The 17,419-nt window shown below is 66.5% G+C and carries 14 protein-coding genes; 7 read left to right on the top strand and 7 right to left on the bottom strand.

Annotation, left to right across the window (positions count from 1 at the left end; all coding sequences use genetic code 11):
- Positions 1–45: 45 nt before the first annotated feature.
- Positions 46–1,488 carry a CCA tRNA nucleotidyltransferase gene (locus AB0915_RS24120; RefSeq protein WP_366693046.1) on the bottom strand — a complete coding sequence of 481 codons (1,443 nt, stop codon included), beginning with the start codon at positions 1,486–1,488 and terminating at the stop codon, positions 46–48.
- Positions 1,489–1,671: 183 nt separating this feature from the next.
- Between AB0915_RS24120 and AB0915_RS24115 the strand changes: the two genes are divergently transcribed.
- The 7 genes from AB0915_RS24115 (at position 1,672) to trxA (ending at position 11,316) form a co-directional block, all read left to right on the top strand.
- Complete coding sequence (locus AB0915_RS24115; protein ID WP_366693045.1) at positions 1,672–3,969, top strand: DUF6049 family protein; 2,298 nt, start codon at positions 1,672–1,674, stop codon at positions 3,967–3,969.
- 49 nt (positions 3,970–4,018) lie between these two features.
- Positions 4,019–6,175: a murein biosynthesis integral membrane protein MurJ gene (gene murJ / locus AB0915_RS24110; protein WP_366693044.1), complete on the top strand. Its 2,157-nt coding sequence runs from the start codon at positions 4,019–4,021 to the stop codon at positions 6,173–6,175.
- Positions 6,176–6,304: 129 nt separating this feature from the next.
- Positions 6,305–8,023 carry a serine/threonine protein kinase gene (locus AB0915_RS24105; protein WP_366693043.1) on the top strand — a complete coding sequence of 573 codons (1,719 nt, stop codon included), beginning with the start codon at positions 6,305–6,307 and terminating at the stop codon, positions 8,021–8,023.
- Between the two features lie 161 nt (positions 8,024–8,184).
- The gene (sigM, locus tag AB0915_RS24100) at positions 8,185–8,889 is read left to right on the top strand and encodes an RNA polymerase sigma factor SigM (protein WP_366693042.1); all 705 of its coding nucleotides are present in this window, start codon (positions 8,185–8,187) and stop codon (positions 8,887–8,889) included.
- Entirely contained in the window at positions 8,886–9,842 is a 957-nt protein-coding gene (locus AB0915_RS24095; RefSeq protein WP_366693041.1) for a hypothetical protein, read from the top strand. The genes sigM and AB0915_RS24095 overlap by 4 nt, the downstream gene beginning before the upstream one ends.
- A gap of 133 nt (positions 9,843–9,975) precedes the next feature.
- Positions 9,976–10,938, top strand: coding sequence for a thioredoxin-disulfide reductase (gene trxB, locus AB0915_RS24090; protein WP_358856646.1), 963 nt, complete (start codon positions 9,976–9,978; stop codon positions 10,936–10,938).
- Between the two features lie 45 nt (positions 10,939–10,983).
- Positions 10,984–11,316: a thioredoxin gene (gene trxA / locus AB0915_RS24085; RefSeq protein WP_366136037.1), complete on the top strand. Its 333-nt coding sequence runs from the start codon at positions 10,984–10,986 to the stop codon at positions 11,314–11,316.
- Between the two features lie 81 nt (positions 11,317–11,397).
- Here the strand turns inward: trxA and AB0915_RS24080 are convergent, their stop codons facing one another.
- From AB0915_RS24080 to yidC, 6 genes are all read right to left on the bottom strand, one after another.
- On the bottom strand, positions 11,398–12,015 hold the full coding sequence (locus AB0915_RS24080) for a GNAT family N-acetyltransferase (RefSeq protein WP_037702094.1): 618 nt from the start codon (positions 12,013–12,015) through the stop codon (positions 11,398–11,400).
- Positions 12,016–12,318: 303 nt separating this feature from the next.
- The gene (locus AB0915_RS24075; protein WP_366693040.1) at positions 12,319–13,419 is read right to left on the bottom strand and encodes a ParB/RepB/Spo0J family partition protein; all 1,101 of its coding nucleotides are present in this window, start codon (positions 13,417–13,419) and stop codon (positions 12,319–12,321) included.
- The gene (locus AB0915_RS24070; protein ID WP_366693047.1) at positions 13,416–14,492 is read right to left on the bottom strand and encodes a ParA family protein; all 1,077 of its coding nucleotides are present in this window, start codon (positions 14,490–14,492) and stop codon (positions 13,416–13,418) included. The genes AB0915_RS24075 and AB0915_RS24070 overlap by 4 nt, the downstream gene beginning before the upstream one ends.
- A gap of 291 nt (positions 14,493–14,783) precedes the next feature.
- Positions 14,784–15,500 (bottom strand): 16S rRNA (guanine(527)-N(7))-methyltransferase RsmG, encoded by a 717-nt coding sequence (rsmG, locus tag AB0915_RS24065; RefSeq protein WP_366693039.1) that lies wholly within the window; start codon positions 15,498–15,500, stop codon positions 14,784–14,786.
- A 109-nt stretch (positions 15,501–15,609) separates the two neighbouring features.
- Positions 15,610–16,119: a R3H domain-containing nucleic acid-binding protein gene (locus AB0915_RS24060; RefSeq protein ID WP_030930494.1), complete on the bottom strand. Its 510-nt coding sequence runs from the start codon at positions 16,117–16,119 to the stop codon at positions 15,610–15,612.
- Positions 16,120–16,133: 14 nt separating this feature from the next.
- The gene (yidC, locus tag AB0915_RS24055) at positions 16,134–17,417 is read right to left on the bottom strand and encodes a membrane protein insertase YidC (protein WP_366693038.1); all 1,284 of its coding nucleotides are present in this window, start codon (positions 17,415–17,417) and stop codon (positions 16,134–16,136) included.
- Positions 17,418–17,419: the final 2 nt, after the last annotated feature.

The following is a 17,419-nucleotide window of genomic DNA, read 5'->3' as shown; positions in this document are numbered from 1 at the left end:
TCCGATCTTTCATGTTTCACGTGAAACATGACCACGGCCCCACCCTCAGCTCTGCTCGGCCCACCACTTCTTGAGCTCCGCGACGGCCACGTCATGCCCCATCGGGCCGTTCTCCAGCCGCATCTCCAGCAGGAACGCGTACGCCTTGCCGATCACCGGTCCAGGGCCGACACCCAGCGTCTTCATGATCTCGTTGCCGTCCAGGTCGGGACGGATGGCGTCCAGCTCCTCCTGTTCCTTCAACTGTGCGATGCGCTCCTCAAGCGCGTCATAGGTGCGCGAGAGCGCGCCGGCCTTGCGCTTGTTCCGCGTCGTGCAGTCCGAGCGCGTCAGCTTGTGCAGCCGCTCCAGCAACGGGCCCGCATCCCGCACATACCGGCGGACGGCGGAGTCGGTCCACTCGCCGTCGCCATAGCCATGGAAGCGCAGATGCAGCTCCACCAGCTTCGAGACGTCCTTGACCGTGTCGTTGGAGTACTTGAGCTCCGTCATGCGCTTCTTGACCATCTTGGCGCCCACCACCTCGTGGTGATGGAACGAGACGCGTCCGTCCTTCTCGAAACGCCGGGTCCGCGGCTTACCGATGTCATGGAGCAGCGCGGCAAGCCGAAGAGTCAGGTCGGGACCGTCCTCCTCCAGGTCGACCGCCTGCTCCAGAACGGTCAGCGAGTGCTCGTAGACGTCCTTGTGGCGGTGATGCTCGTCACTTTCCAGCCGCAGCGCGGGCAGCTCCGGCAGCACCCGCTGCGCCAGTCCCGTATCGACCAGGAGTGCCAGTCCCTTGCGAGGGTGCGCGGAGAGCAGCAGCTTGTTGAGTTCCTCACGAACCCGCTCGGCGGAGACGATCTCGAGACGGCCCGCCATCTCCGTCATCGCAGTGATGACATCAGAAGCGACCTCGAAGTCCAGCTGCGCGGCGAAGCGCGCGGCACGCAGCATGCGCAGGGGATCGTCGGAGAAGGACTCCTCGGGTGTCCCGGGGGTGCGCAGCACCCGCTCCGCCAGGTCCTCCAGACCGCCGTGCGGGTCGATGAATTCCTTCTGCGGCAACGCGACGGCCATGGCGTTGACCGTGAAGTCTCGGCGTACGAGGTCCTCCTCGATGGAGTCGCCGTAGGAGACCTCGGGCTTGCGCGAGGTCCTGTCGTACGCCTCCGACCGGTACGTGGTGACTTCGATCTGGTAGCCGTTCTTCTGGCAGCCCACTGTGCCGAAGGCGATACCGACCTCCCACACCGAGTCAGCCCATGGGCGCACGATCTTCAGAACGTCCTCGGGCCGGGCGTCGGTGGTGAAGTCCAGATCGTTCCCGAGCCTGCCGAGAAGCGCGTCCCGGACCGAGCCACCGACCAGGGCCAGACTGAATCCGGCAACCTGGAATCGGCGGGCAAGGTCGTCGGCGACCGGGGAGACCCGGAGCAGTTCACTGACTGCGCGATGCTGCACCTGGGTCAGGGCACTGGAATTCTCTTCATTGGCGTTCGGCACAACAGAAAAGGGTACGTGCCTGGACCGGCCCAGGCGTCATCGTTTCTTTCCGCCCTGCAAGACTCTCCCGATCATGTAGCGCACACCCGAGCACTTAGCACCCGCGCACATCGTTACCATGCGGGGACGCAGCAACCGACAACCATCGACAGCAGCTGACGACGACGAGGGACGGGTAGGCGCGTGGCCGAGGCGGCAGACATCCAGGGGATCAGTCCTTCTCCTGCCCGCCGGTGGCTGCGGCGCACAGCATCCTTGGTCGTCGCAGCACCGCTCGTGGCAGCGCTGCTGGCCGGCACTGCCGCGCCCACGGCGCAGGCCGACGTGGCGAGCAAGGCTCCCACCGGCTCCAGCACCGTCGATGTGTCCCTGGACACCTTGGCTCCCAGTGCACCGGTCAAGGGGGACACGCTCACCGTCTCCGGCACCCTGACCAACAGGAGTAAGGAATCAGTCACCGATGCCCGGGTCGATCTGCGTGTCGGGCCGAGGCTCTTCAGCAGGACATCGATCGACGACGCCGCGGCGCGCACCGGGTACATGCCCAGCAGCGATCCCGCGGCGATCGGCGGTAAGTACACGGTGGAATTCGCAAAGCTCCCTTCGGGCATCAGCCAGGACTTCACGCTGTCCGTGCCCGTCGACAAGCTGGAACTCGACGGCGCAGGTGTCTACCAGCTCGGTGTCTCCCTGTCCGGGCGGACCGCACGCACCCAGTACGAGCAGGTGCTCGGAATCCAGCGCACCTTCCTCCCCTGGCAGACGGAGGAGAGCGATTCCAGGACCAACGTCACCTATCTCTGGCCGCTGATCGCATCCGCCCATGTCACTGCCGAGACCGGCTCGGATGAGCAGCAGACACCGGTCTTCGCCGATGACAACCTGGCGGCCGAGATCGCTCCGGGCGGTCGCCTCGACCAGATGGTCTCGCTGGGCAGCCAGCTGCCCGTCACCTGGGTGATCGACCCGGATCTGCTGGCCAGCGTCGATGCCATGGCGAGGAGCTACCGCGTCAAGGTCGACGACACCACCGTTCCCGGGAAGAACCAGGCCGTTGCCAAGCAGTGGCTCAGCTCACTGGAGAAGGCGGTGGCGGACAGCAAGGTCGTGGCGCTGCCTTTCGCCGATCCCGATCTTGCGTCCATCGCACACCGCGGCAAGAACGTCTCGGGGACCCTCAGCCACCTGCAGACCGCCACCGAGGTGGCCGGCACAACGGTGGAGACGATCCTGCACGTGAAGCCGTCCACCGACTTCGCATGGCCGGTCGACGGCGCGATCGATCCTTCGATCGTTGATGTCGCCACGTCGGCTGGTGCCCACAACGTGATCGCCCGCAGCGACAGCCTCCAGGAAACAGGGAAACTGCCGTACACACCGACCGCAGCCCGGCCGATCGGTGGCGGTACCAACGCCATCGTGGCCGACTCCCGGCTCTCCAAGGCCTTCGAGGGAGACATGTCGCGTGCGGAGGATTCGACTCTCGCCGTTCAGAAGTTCCTCGCCACAACCCTCGCGCTGACCGAGCAGGACACGGACACCAAGCGCAGCATCGTCGTCGCGCCACAACGGATGCCGACCGCCGCTCAGGCGCAGTCGATGGCACGCGCCCTGCACGCCCTCGACGACGAACGGTGGACGCAGCCTCTCGACCTCGTGGGCGCGGCCGAGGCCGAGCCCGACGCCCAGGCGACGACGCGGGTTCCCGGGACCTCCCAGTACCCGAAGAGGCTCCGCAGCCAGGAGCTGCCCACCCAAGCCTTCCAGGACATCAAGTCCACCCAGGTCTCGCTGGGCAGCTTCCAAGTCATCCTCACTCAGCCGGAGCGGGTGGTGACCCCCTTCGGCAACGCGATCAACCGGGCCATGTCGACGTCCTGGCGCGGCAGGCCGCTGGAGGCACAGCAGTACCGGGACTCGGTACGCACATATCTGCAGGGCCTCATCAACGAGGTGCAGCTCATTTCGAAGTCGGACGTCACGTTGTCCGGCCGCAGCGCCACGATCCCTGTGACCGTGCAGAACAGGCTGTTGCAGGATGTCGATCATCTGGTGCTCCGGCTGAAGTCGGAAAACCCGACGCGGCTCAAGCTGAACAACGGCGGCGCGGTGGCCGAGAAGCCGATCCGTATCGCCGGTGGCCACAGCCAGTCCGTGAAGTTCGACGCAGCTGCGAACGCCAACGGCCAGGTACAGGTTGTGGCGCAGCTGTACACCGAGGACAACATGCCGTACGGCGAAGAGATGACCTTCACGGTAAAGGTCTCCGAGGTCACACCGACCGTGTTGCTGGTGATCGCCGGCGGGCTGCTGCTGCTGGTCCTCGCGGGCATCAGGATGTACGCCCATCGCAAGCGTGCCAACGCAAGCGCCCCGGCCGGGGACGACGGCGGTGAACCCGAGCAGCCGAGTGACCCGACGCCGGACACCGGTCCGGAAAGCGGGGGGCCTACAGGCACGGGTGAGAAAGTAGACCGTTGAGCGATGTGTGTCGTGGCCGGTCGGCCGGGGACGATGAGGTGGGGTTTCGATGAACGCGCCGTACGACGGTGACCATGGTCAGGGTGCGGGCGGAGATGGTTCTTCCGGTGGCCCCCCAATGCCACCTGGCCCGGGCCAGGTGCCGCTGCCGCCCGACCCGTACGTCCAGGACGCGTACGACCGCGACCCTTACCGCGCTCACGATCTGTCCGCCCAGGACCCGGTGGCCGAGGCCCTGTACGACCGCGCCGCCCACCCGCCGCCACCCCCTGGCATGTACCAGTCGCCGCAGCCGCTCTACCAGCAGCCGCCTGCGGCGCAGTACGCCCCCGATCCACGCATCTGGGCGCAGACCCCGCCGCCCGAGCCTGACGGCCCGTCCCGGCACCTGCCGTACGGGGACGACGCGGCGACCACGCAGTTCGTCGGTGTGGACGACCTCGTCACCCAGGCATCCGAGCACCACGAGGAACCGGACGCGTTCGCTCACCTGTTCCGGGACCAGGAGGGCCTGGCCGGGTCCCCCGCTCCGTCCGAGCCAGAACCGGCTCCGGCACCCGCCCCGCCGAAGTCCGGCGGCCGGGCCTCCAGCCTGCTGAAGTCCAGCGCGGTGATGGCGGCCGGCACACTCGTGTCCCGTCTTACCGGCTTTGTCCGCAGCCTGGTGATCACCGCCGCGCTGGGTGCGGCGCTGCTCGGTGACAGCTTCACCGTCGCCTACACGCTGCCGACGATGATCTACATCCTCACTGTGGGCGGCGGGCTCAACTCGGTCTTCGTTCCTCAGCTCGTCCGTTCCATGAAGGACGACGAGGACGGCGGCGAGGCGTACGCCAACCGCCTGCTCACGCTCGTCATGGTCGCACTCGGTGTGATCGTCGGGATCGCGGTCTTGGCTGCTCCCCTGCTGATCCATCTGATGTCGAGCACGATCGCGAACCGTCCGGCGGCCGACAATGTGGCCACCACCTTCGCCCGGTACTGCCTGCCGACCATCTTCTTCATGGGCGTGCACGTGGTGATGGGCCAGATCCTGAACGCCCGCGGAAAGTTCGGCGCGATGATGTGGACCCCGGTCCTCAACAACATCGTCATGATCTTCACGTTCGGCATGTTCATCTGGGTCTACGGCACCTCCGCCGAATCCCACATGGGTGTGCAGACGATTCCGCCGGAGGGCGTCCGGCTGCTGGGTATCGGCACACTGCTCGGCCTTGTCGTCCAGGCCCTGGCGATGATTCCGTATCTGCGTGAGGCCGGCTTCCGCTTCCGTCCACGCTTCGACTGGAAGGGCCATGGACTCGGCAAGACGGTCAAGCTGGCCAAGTGGACCGTTCTGTTCGTCTTCGCCAACCAGGCCGGCGTGCTGGTCGTCACGCAGCTCGCAACCGCCGCTGGCGAGGCTTCCGACAGGAAGGGCACGGGATTTCTCGCCTACTCCAATGCGCAGCTGATCTGGGGCATGCCTCAGGCGATCATCACCGTCTCGGTCATGGCAGCCCTGCTGCCCCGTATCTCCCGGGCCGCCCACGACAACGACCCCGGCGCGGTCCGCGACGACATCTCGCAGGGGCTGCGCAACTCCGCCGTGGCGATCGTGCCGGTCGCCTTCGCGTTCCTCGCGCTGGGCGTGCCGATGTGCACGCTGCTGTACTCCGCCAGCGGCACCGAGGCCGCCAGGTCCATGGGCTTCATCCTGATGGCGTTCGCCCTCGGCCTCATCCCGTACTCCGTGCAGTACGTGGTGCTCCGTGGCTTCTACGCCTACGAGGACACCCGCACGCCCTTCTACAACACAGTCATCGTCGCCGGGGTCAATGCCGCCGCTTCCGCTCTCTGCTACGTGGTGCTTCCGGCCCAGTGGGCGGTCGTCGGCATGGCGGCTTCGTACGGGCTGGCCTATGCCGTCGGCGTGGGGATCGCCTGGCGCCGACTGCGCAACCGGCTGGGCGGCGACCTGGACGGCGCACACGTCGTCCGTACCTACGCCCGTCTGTGCCTCGCGGCGATCCCCGCGGCGATCCTCGGCGGTGGCGTGGGCTTCGCACTGCTCCAGGGCCTGGGCGAGGGTGCCTTCGGTTCGCTGATCGCCCTGCTCTGCGGTGGGACCGTGCTGATGGGGGTCTTCTTCATCGCGGCGAAGCGCATGCGGATCGAAGAGATCAACGGCATGGTCGGGATGGTCCGAGGGCGGCTCGGACGCTGAGGATCAACCGGCCCGCACAACCATCGCCGCTCTCCGTGTGTCGTGCATAGCGCTGGAGTGTGGGCACAATTGGCGTGACTGTGCAGAGCTGGCTGGCATCGCGCAACGGATGGGGAGGCAGGAACGACGGTGGCGGAACGTAGCACGGCTGCCGTCGACGTGGCCGACAACAGCGGTGATGAGCCGCTGGCCGCCAAGGCGGACGAGGCCACGACCGACGGGACGGCAGAAGCCCAGGAATCGGCGGGCACCAGCCCCCGGGACGCAGACGATGAGCGAAGCAGCCCGGAGGCCGCCTCGGCGACCCCTGATCTGCACAGCGGCCACAGACTTGCCCAGCGCTACCGACTGGAAGAGTGCGTCACCCGTCTGGACGGATTCAGCAGCTGGCGTGCTGTCGACGAGAAACTGCGCCGCGCGGTGGGCGTCCATCTGCTCCCCGCGGACCACCCGCGAGCCCGCTCCGTGCTGGCCGCGGCCCGGTCCTCCGCACTGCTCGGCGACCCCCGCTTCGTGCAGGTCCTCGACGCGGTCGAGGAGGACGACCTTGTCTACGTCGTCCATGAATGGCTTCCCGACGCCACCGAGCTCACCGCTCTGCTGGCCTCTGGCCCCATGGACGCTCACGACGCGTACCAGCTGGTCAGCCAGATCTCCCAGGCCATGGCGGCCGCGCACCGCGAGGGCCTCGCGCATCTGAGGCTCACCCCGGGAGCGGTGCTGCGGAGCTCGACCGGTCAGTACCGGATCCGTGGCCTCGCTGTTAACGCCGCCTTGCGCGGCATCACCGCAGAGCGCCCTCAGCGCACGGACACGGAGGCGATCGGCGCCCTGCTCTACGCCGCGCTGACACAACGCTGGCCGTACGAGAACGACGCGTACGGTCTTTCCGGACTACCCAAGGGCGTGGGGCTGATCGCCCCCGATCAGGTGCGGGCCGGCGTGCACCGAGGTCTCTCCGAGCTCGCCATGCGCGCCCTGGCCAACGACGGCGCCACCGCCTCCCGGCAGGAACAGCCGTGCACCACCCCGGACGAGCTTGCCAAGGCCGTCGCGGCGATGCCGCGCATCCGCCCGCCCGAGCCCACGTTCACGGCTCCGCCCGAGTACCAGCGGACGACCTACCAGCAGGGCACCTACGGACGTCCGTCCGCCCGTCCCGGCGCATCCGTGACTAAGCCCGTGACGGCCGCACCCCCGGCGCCGCTCCAGAGCCGCACCGGCAAGGCTCTCAAGTGGGCCGTGTCCGCATTGCTGATCGCGGCCCTGGGTCTCGGCAGCTGGCAGCTCGCCGAGACGCTGCTCCACGACAACGACCCGGGTGACCCTGGCAGCACACAGACCAACCCGTCGAACGGCGACAAGCACGCTCCCGCTCCGACCAAGCCGCTGCGGATCGTCAAAGCGACGGAGTTCATGCCCGACGGCTCAGGGATAAAGCCGGAGGATGTGCCCTATGCCGTGGACGGCAAGTCGGACACGGCCTGGGTCACCAAGCAGTACAAGGGCTACGCAAATTTCGGCAACCTCGCGTACCGCAAGCAAGGCAGCGGCATAGTCGTTGACCTCGGCAGTGTGCAGGACGTGAGAGGCATCAAGATCGATATGTACCGCAGCGGTCAGAAGGCCGAAGTGCTGGCCGCCGACAAGAGCGCATCCGCGCCGTCATCCCTGTCCGACTTCTCGCAGCGCCTCACGCAGCTCGCTACGGCCGGGAACAGCCTGCAGAAGAACCTCGATGAACCGGTGCGGACTCGCTACATCCTGATCCACATCACCGAACTGCCGCCGGACGGGTCAGCGAGCGATTTCCGCGGCGGCATCTCGGAGATCTCCGTTCTCGGCTGACAGCACAGGCCGACGGGGACTCATCCTCCCCGTCGGCCTGCTGCGCGAGCAGTACCGAACGACCGCAGCACTCATCGGACCAAGCTTCCTCATCTCTCTGACCCCACCCGCCTGAATCGTGATAGACAGACGGACCTGATACACAGAGGGAGGGAGGGGAGGTGGCCGCCGAGCCTGTGGAGCCACTCAGCGACTCAGACCTCCTCGCTCGTCATGTAGCCGGTGAACCGGACGCTTTCGGTGAACTCGTACGGCGCCACCGCGACCGGCTTTGGGCCGTGGCACTGCGAACGCTGGGAGACCGCGAGGAAGCGGCCGACGCGGTTCAGGACGCCCTGGTCTCCGCCTTCCGGGCCGCTCATACCTTCCGCGGCCAGTCTGCCGTCACCACCTGGCTGCATCGCATCACGGTCAACGCCTGCCTCGACCGGGTCCGCAAGGCGGCGTCACGCAAGACCTCACCCGTCGACGACACCGAGCGACTCGAACAGCTCCTGGAGCCCCACGAATCCGCCGAGGCACCAGCCGAGCGTCAGGATCTACACCGCGAACTTCTGGCGGCGCTCGGCACACTTCCCGCCGAACAACGGGCCGCACTAATTCTCGTGGACATGCAGGGATATCCCGTAGCGGAGGCTGCCCTCATCCTCGGGGTGCCGACCGGCACCGTGAAAAGCCGCTGTGCGCGGGGCCGGGCCCGACTGGCCCCCCTCCTGACGCACCTCCGTGGTGAAGTCGGAGAGAACGGTGAACTCGGCATGGGAAGGAACCGGACGCAGAGAGCATCCGTCCCACCCGCATCGGGGCCAAAGGACGCAGAGACCAGTGATCCCGCTGGAGTGAAGGGCGGAGGTGGGCGCACGTGACATCAACGACCGACACGACCCAGCACCCGGACGTCTCGGAGATCTCCGAGCTCACCGAAGGGCTGCTCTCGCCATCCCGCACGGCGGAAGTAGGCCGCCACGTGGATGACTGCGCACTCTGTGGCGACGTCCGGTCCGCTCTCGAAGGGATCCGCGAACTCCTCGGCACTCTGCCCGCTCCCGTGCGTATGCCCGAGGATGTCGCAAACCGTATCGATGCCGCGCTGGCCGCCGAGGCCGATGTTTCACGTGAAACAGAAGCCGCCGCAGAACAGCGTCAGGTAGCGGGAAAGCAAGAGGCGCGGGGCCGTGAAGCGGAGAACAGGGCGGCTCAGTCCAACGTTGCGGACCGTCCCTCAGGGCACCCCAGGGCCGTCGGCGGCCCTGGCCGCCAGTCGTCACGGCGCCGCCGCCGCATCGTCCTCGGCACAGCGCTCGGCGCGGCGGCGGTGGGCATGAGCGTCCTCATGCTGCAGATGGTCCAGACGTCCCAGAACTCCGCTGGGTCCAAGGCGGCGGACATGGGAGTCAGTTCCTCGAAGGCGGGAGTGAGCGCATTCTCGGGCTCCCCGCTCAGCCAGCGCGTACACAGCCTCCTGAGCAATGCCGAAGCGTCCTCTCCTAAGCATCCCAACGCCGAGAAGCAGGCACCGTCCGTCGATGTCCAGTCGACCCCGGAGGACAAGTCCCCTGCCGCCTCAGCTTCTGGCACACCGCTGCGCGCTCCCGTCACGTCCGTCCCCGCCTGCGTACAGCTGGGCACCGGACGAGAGGCTGCCCCACTCGCTGTCGAGGAAGGCGCTTACGAGGACACCAACGCCTTCCTCGTCGTTCTGCCACACGAGACCGACGCCACCCTCGTCCAGGCCTACGTCATCGATGCGAGCTGCGTCCGCACAGACCCCGCAGGCAGGGGCGATCTTCTCCTGACCCACGCCTACCCCCGCCCCTGAGAATGGCACTGGACGCCGCTCCGGCACGTTGGGAATGCATCCCCCGTAGGATCCGTTGGGTGGGGTGAGAGTCGTTGAACCGACCCCAGTAGGCGTGGACAGTAGGCAGTCTGCAGAGACGAGGAAGAAACCCGTGAGCGACGTCCGTAATGTGATCATCATCGGCTCCGGCCCCGCGGGCTACACAGCCGCCCTTTACACCGCACGTGCGTCGCTGAAACCTCTGGTCTTCGAGGGCGCCGTCACCGCTGGTGGCGCGCTGATGAACACCACCGACGTGGAGAACTTCCCCGGATTCCAGGACGGGATCATGGGCCCCGAGCTCATGGACAACATGCGCGCCCAGGCGGAGCGCTTCGGCGCCGAGCTCATTCCCGACGATGTGATCGCCGTCGACCTCGCCGGAGACATCAAGACCGTCACCGACACGGCCGGCACGGTGCACCGTGCCAAGGCTGTCATCGTCACCACCGGCTCCCAGCACCGCAAGCTCGGTCTGCCCAACGAGGATGCGCTCTCCGGACGCGGTGTCTCCTGGTGCGCCACTTGTGACGGCTTCTTTTTCAAGGACCAGGACATCGCTGTGGTCGGCGGCGGCGACACGGCTATGGAAGAGGCGACGTTCCTCTCCCGCTTCGCCAAGTCGGTCACGATCGTCCACCGCCGCGACTCGCTGCGCGCCTCCAAGGCCATGCAGGAGCGTGCCTTCGCCGACCCGAAGATCAAGTTCGCCTGGGACAGCGAAGTCGCCGGGGTTCACGGCGAGCAGAAGCTCTCCGGTCTGACCCTGCGCAACACCAAGACCGGCGAGACGTCCGAGCTTGCGGTAACCGGTCTGTTCATCGCCGTCGGCCATGACCCCCGTACCGAGCTCTTCAAGGGGCAGCTCGACCTGGACGACGAGGGTTACCTCAAGGTCGACGCTCCCTCGACGCGCACCAACCTGACCGGCGTCTTCGGCGCCGGCGATGTCGTCGACCACACGTACCGGCAGGCCATCACCGCTGCCGGCACCGGCTGCTCCGCCGCCCTCGACGCCGAGCGTTTCCTTGCCGTGCTCGCCGACGAAGAGAAGGCCGCTGCGGCAGCCGTCTGATCCACGCCTCTCACCCCACACCCCCGCGAAGTTAAGGAGGCCGCCGTGGCCGGCGCCCTGAAGAACGTGACTGACGACTCCTTTGAGGAGGACGTCCTGAAGAGCGAAAAGCCCGTACTGGTGGACTTCTGGGCAGCCTGGTGTGGCCCGTGCCGCCAGATCGCTCCCTCCCTGGAGGCAATCGCAGCCGAGCACGGCGACGAGATCGAAATCGTCAAGCTCAACATCGACGAGAACCCGGCGACCGCCGCCAAGTACGGCGTGATGTCGATCCCGACGCTGAACGTGTACCAGGGCGGCGAGGTCGCCAAGACCATCGTCGGCGCCAAGCCGAAGGCCGCAATCCTCCGCGACCTCGAAGGCTTCATCGCCAAGTAGGACCACGGTGCACTGTTTCACGTGAAACGGGTCCATCCCTTGAGGGGATGGACCCGTTTCACGTTCTCCTGAGCTCTCGGATCACAGTGGGCGCAGTGCCGGTTCCTTCTGTACGGCACCCAGCAACCGGTCCAGTGCCAATTCGACGTCTTCCTTCCACGAGAGCGTCGTGCGCAGCTCCAGTCTCAGCCGTGGATACACCGGATGCGGGCGTACGGTCTTGAAGCCCACCGCCAGCAAATGGTCAGCCGGAAGTACACAGGCCGGCTCCTTCCACCGGGCATCACCGAAGGCCTCGATCGCCTTGAACCCTCGTCGCAGCAGGTCCTTGGCGACGGTCTGCACCATGACCCGCCCCAGACCCTGCCCCTGATACCCGGGCATGATCCACGCAGTCATCAACTGCACGGCATCGGGGGACACGGGACTGGTGGGAAAGGCGGTCGAACGCGGAACATACGCCGGTGGCGCATAGAGGACGAAGCCGACCGGCACATCGTCCACATAGACGACCCGGCCACACGATCCCCACTCCAGCAGGACAGCCGAGATCCACGCTTCCTTTTCCAGCTCCGGAGTGCCTGCCTTTACCGCAGCTTCCCCACTGACCGGATCAAGCTCCCAGAAGACACACGAGCGGCAGCGCTTGGGGAGATCGGGAAGGTTATCCAGTGTGAGCGGTACGAGCCGCCGTCCCATGAAGGCTGTTCCTCGCTTCCTTCGCCCGCCGCATCGCGTGCGGCGGTCAGTGCACTCCGTTCGTGGAGCAGGCCGCCGACAAACCCTCCGACGGCTCCCAAGCCCAGCCCCACTGTCACCAGCCGGCTGCGGCTCACTGATCGCATGGCCCTCCCTCCGCCGAGGTGGATCAAGCTGGATGTGCCATATCAGAATGAATCGTATCCACCCGGAGACGAAGCCGACACTGTGAGAAAGCAAAGGGCGGGCCGTGTTCCGGTAAGTACCCGCACACGGCCCGCCCCACGGCTCACTCGGCGGGTGTCAGCCCTCGCCGCCCTCGGCCGACTCCTCGGAAAGACGCCGCTCCAGCACGCGGCCCTCACCCGGCGCCAGACTGCCGAGAATGCGGTCCAGATCTTCCATCGAGGCGAATTCGACGACGATCTTTCCCTTCTTCTGCCCGAGGTCGACCTTCACCCTGGTCTCGAAGCGGTCCGAGAGCCGGGAAGCAAGATCGGAGAGAGCGGGAGACAGCCGACCGCCGGCCCGGGGCCCCTTGGCCTTTGGGGTACTGGTGGTCCGGGAACCCATCAGGGTCACGATCTCCTCGACCGCACGCACCGAGAGGCCTTCGGCCACGATGCGATGGGCCAGCCGATCCTGCTCCTCGGAGTCGTCGACGGACAACAGCGCTCGGGCATGACCGGCCGACAGCACCCCGGCAGCGACCCTGCGCTGCACAGGCGGGGAGAGCCGCAGCAGCCGCAGCGTGTTCGACACCTGCGGGCGCGACCGCCCGATACGGTCGGCCAGCTGGTCATGCGTGCACTTGAAGTCCTTGAGCAGCTGGTCGTACGCGGCTGCCTCCTCCAGTGGGTTCAGCTGAGCCCGGTGGAGATTCTCCAGGAGTGCGTCCAGGAGCAGCTTCTCGTCGTCCGTGGCCCGCACGATGGCCGGGATGCGCTCCAGACCCGCCTCACGGCAGGCCCTCCAGCGCCGCTCGCCCATGATGAGCTCGTAGCGCTCCGGTCCCAGCTTCCGCACGATGACAGGCTGGAGGAGACCGACCTCCTTGATGGAGGTGACGAGCTCGGCAAGCGCGTCCTCGTCGAACACCTCACGAGGCTGCCGGGGGTTCGGAGTGATGGAGCCGAGGAGAACCTCGGCGAAGTACGCTCCCGCAGCGCCCGTCGCCTCGGAGGAGGCTTCGGGCTGCGAGACGGGCGCGCTCGGCCCCGGTACAGCGGAAGCAGCCGCGAGCGTGGCCACCTTCGCAGCGGCCACTCCTCGCTCGGCCGTCATCACCGGAATCGCGCCGGGCGAGGCCGCGACCGGCTCGGAGGCTGGCACCTGACGTTCCTGCGGGGCAGCGGGAATCAGTGCGCCCAGCCCACGCCCCAATCCTCTACGACGCTCACTCACTGGATCCCCTCCGAAATGTTCTGCTGACTGTTCTGGCTGCCTGAGTGGGCGTGCTGGGCCTCGTAGTGCACCCCGACCCCCCGCAGGGCAATCTCACGAGCTGCTTCGAGATACGACAAGGATCCGCTAGAACCCGGGTCGTAGGTCAGAACGGTCTGCCCATAACTCGGCGCCTCCGAGATTCGTACCGACCGGGGGATGTTTGTGCGCAGCACCTCCTTGCCGAAGTGGCTGCGCACCTCCTCCGCCACCTGGGAAGCAAGCCGGGTCCTACCGTCGTACATGGTGAGAAGGATCGTCGACACATGCAGATCCGGGTTCAGATGCCCCCGGACGAGATCAACGTTCCTCAGCAGCTGTCCCAGTCCTTCCAGCGCGTAGTACTCGCACTGAATGGGGATCAGCACCTCAGCGCCCGCGACCAGGGCGTTGACCGTCAGCAGACCGAGCGAAGGCGGGCAGTCAATAAGGATGTAGTCCAGTGGCTGCTCATACGCCTGGATCGCTCGCTGCAGTCGACTCTCCCGCGCCACCAGCGACACCAGCTCGATCTCCGCACCGGCGAGATCGATGGTGGCAGGGGCGCAGAAGAGACCTTCGACGTCCGGTACGGGCTGCACCACGTCGGAGAGCGGCTTGCTCTCCACCAGAACGTCATAGATAGAGGGAACTTCGGCATGGTGGTCGATGCCCAGGGCCGTGGAGGCATTTCCCTGCGGGTCGAGGTCGACCACCAGAACACGTGCGCCGTGGAGTGCAAGCGAGGCGGCAAGGTTCACCGTCGTGGTTGTCTTGCCCACGCCGCCCTTCTGGTTGGCCACCACCATGACGCGTGTCTGGTCAGGGCGGGGCAGCCCCTCGCCGGCGCGGCCGAGGGCCTCGACCGCCAGCTGGGCCGCACGACCGATGGGTGTGTCATCCATCGGCGGCGGTGTTTCACGTGAAACACCGTCCCCCGCCGATTCGGTTCGGGGACCGGGGACCGGATCGGTCATCGGTCCCGCGATGTTGGCGTCGGACCGCAAGGATTCACTCTCCTCGACTTCAGGCTCGCAATGAGCAGAGCCTGCCATGCTTTCGGGGTCGTGAACCAGCGAGGCCCGCTCTTCTGTGGATGAATCCACTTCTGTGGACAACTCCGTAGCCCTAGCGGGCCTGCGATGGCGCGGAGCGGCAGCCGCACGGCCGCGGCCGATGATTCCATGCAGCAGAGAGCGACGTTTCACGTGAAACACGATGCCCCTGCAGCCTAGCTACAGGGGCACGACACTCCGCACAGAGTGCGTTGGCTGCTTGTGCGGGGCATTACCGATAGACGGCACGAACTGTACGTAATGGCTGATCTCGCAACGTGACTACGCGGCTCAGCGTCGCCGTCGCGTGCGGCTCGTCCTTGCGGCCTTGGCCCTCTTTGCGGCGAACCTCACACCGCCCGGGCTCTCGCCGACCACTACGCGCACCACGGTGGACATCGGTTCGACCACGCCCTCCCCGACGTGCAGCACCTCGGTCTCCACCACGCCGAGCTTGCTCAGAGCGGCCCGTGCGCCGTTGATCTCCTCCTCGGCAGTGTCGCCCTTGAGCGCCAGCATCTCCCCGTAGGGGCGCAGCAGTGGCACACCCCAGCCGGCGAGTCGATCGAGCGGCGCCACGGCCCGGGCCGTGACGACATGGACCGGCGGAAGCGTCCCCAGGACTTCCTCGGCCCGGCCGCGGACCACGGTGACATGGTCCAGCCCGAGCAACTCGACGACTTCCTGGAGAAAGTTCGTCCGCCGAAGCAGCGGCTCCAGCAAGGTGATCTTCAAGTCGGGACGCACCAATGCCAGTGGAATCCCCGGAAGGCCCGCTCCGGAGCCCACATCGCAGACCGTGACACCTTCGGGCACCACTTCGGAGAGCACCGCACAGTTCAGCAGATGCCGTTCCCACAGCCGAGGCACTTCGCGGGGGCCGATCAGACCGCGCTTGACCCCGGCATCGGCAAGGAGCTCCGCGTACCGGACAGCCTCCGGGAAGAACTCACCGAAAACTGCCCGGGCCTCTTCAGGCGCCTGGGGAAGCTCTACTTCCGCCGTCACGGGAACCGTCCTTCCATACCGCACTACCGCACTGTGGGTGGCTGACTATCAGGCTGACAAAGATCGGCCCCGCCTGCGAACAGACGGGGCCGACAGAACAAGGGTCCGATCAGGCCGGGAGGACGACGACGAAGCGCTGTGGCTCCTCGCCCTCCGACTCGCTGCGCAGACCTGCGGCCGCAACCGCATCATGCACAACCTTGCGCTCGAACGGCGTCATCGGGTCCAGCTTCACCGGCTCACCGGTCTTCTTGACCTCGTCCGCGGCCTTGGCACCCAGCTCGGCCAGGACCGCACGCTTCTTGGCCCGGAAGCCTGCGATGTCCAGCATCAGACGGCTGCGGTCACCGGTCTCCCGGTGCACAGCCAGTCGCGTCAGCTCCTGGAGTGCCTCCAGCACCTCACCGTCGCGGCCCACGAGCTTCTGCAGTTCACGTGCCGAGTCGCTGATGATCGAGACCGCGGCCCGGTCCGCCTCGACGTCCATGTCGATGTCACCGTCGAGGTCGGCGATGTCGAGCAGGCCCTCGAGGTAGTCAGCTGCGATCTCCCCTTCCTGCTCAAGGCGGGTCAAGGTGTCGCTGCCCTCAGCGGCCGTGGAGGTGGTGCCTTCCGTCACGGATGGACTCCTTCTTACTTCTTGGACGGGTGCTTGGGCCGCTGGGGGCCCCTGCGCTGTCCGGACTTGGCTTGGCGTGAGGAGCCGGACGCGGGCTTGCCCGCCGGCTTCGGCTTGTCGTCCTGCTTCTGCAGCGAGGTCTTGGCCTCCGACGCGGTGGAGTCGGTCTCCTTCGCCGCACCGGGCTGAGCGGCACCGGGCTGAGCGGCACCGGCCTGAGTCGTACCGCTCTGACGCTTCGCCTTGGTCTGGCGCTTGGGCTGCTGGCGCTTCAGTGCGGATCCACCCTCGGCCTCGGCAAGAGCGGTATCGCTCTTCGTCACCGTGCCGTCCTCCTGGGCGACAAGGCCGAGCTTGGCCAGTCCGGTGATGAACTTCCGCTCGATGTCGTTACGGTCCGGGCCCTTGGCCACGATCCGCTTGATCGTGTTGCGCCTGGCCCGGCCGCGCACCTCCCCGTGAGCGGTGACGCTCTTCAGCAGACGTTCCAGGTAGTGGGTCTGCGCCTTGCTGCCCGGGGTCGGGTTCTGGTTGATCACGTACATCTGCTGACCCATGGTCCAGACGTTCGTGGTCAGCCAGTAGACGAGGACACCGACAGGGAAGTTGATGCCCATGCCGGCGAAGATCAGCGGGAAGACGTACATGAGCATCTTCTGCTGCTGCATGTACGGCGTCTTGACCGTCAGGTCGACGTTCTTCGTCATCAGCTGGCGCTGGGTGAAGAACTGCGACGCCGACATCATGACGATCATGACCGCGGTGACGACCCGGACATCGGTCAGCGAGGCACCGAGCGCCTGGACCGTCGCTTCGCTGTCCATGAACTTGGCAGCGAGCGGAGCACCGAAGATGTGCGCCTGGCGGGCGCTGTCGAGCAGCGGCTGGTCGATGACACCGATCGTCTTGCCCGAGGCGATGGCCGAAAGCACGTGATACAGGGCGAAGAAGAACGGCGACTGCGCCAGGATGGGAAGGCACGAGGAGAGCGGGTTGGTACCCGTCTCCTTGTACAGCTTCATCATCTCTTCGGACTGACGCTGCTTGTCGCTCTTGTAGCGCTCCTGGATCGCCTTCATCTTCGGCTGGAGCACCTGCATGTTCCGGGTCGACTTGATCTGCTTGACGAAAAGCGGGATCAGGCAGATCCGGATCAGCACCACCAGGGACACGATGGACAGGCCCCAGGCCCAGCCCGTGTTATCGCCGAAGATCGCTCCATACAGCGTGTGGAACTGGACGATGACCCACGAAACGGGGTAAGTGATAAAGCTGAACAGACTGGCAATCGTGTCCACTA

It is taken from the genome of Streptomyces sp. NPDC048411 (genome assembly GCF_040704695.1).
Lineage (GTDB): Bacteria > Actinomycetota > Actinomycetes > Streptomycetales > Streptomycetaceae > Streptomyces.
The sequence above is the reverse complement of the archived record's forward strand: the minus strand, read 5'-3'. Positions and strand labels throughout refer to the sequence as shown.

What these genes read in the sequence shown, in the direction of transcription:
- murJ (WP_366693044.1), top strand. Translation starts at nt 4,019, where the DNA reads ATGAACGCGCCGTACGACGGTGACCATGGTCAGGGTGCGGGCGGAGAT.
- AB0915_RS24080 (WP_037702094.1), bottom strand. Translation starts at nt 12,015, where the DNA reads ATGGGACGGCGGCTCGTACCGCTCACACTGGATAACCTTCCCGATCTC.
- AB0915_RS24070 (WP_366693047.1), bottom strand. Translation starts at nt 14,492, where the DNA reads ATGGCAGGCTCTGCTCATTGCGAGCCTGAAGTCGAGGAGAGTGAATCC.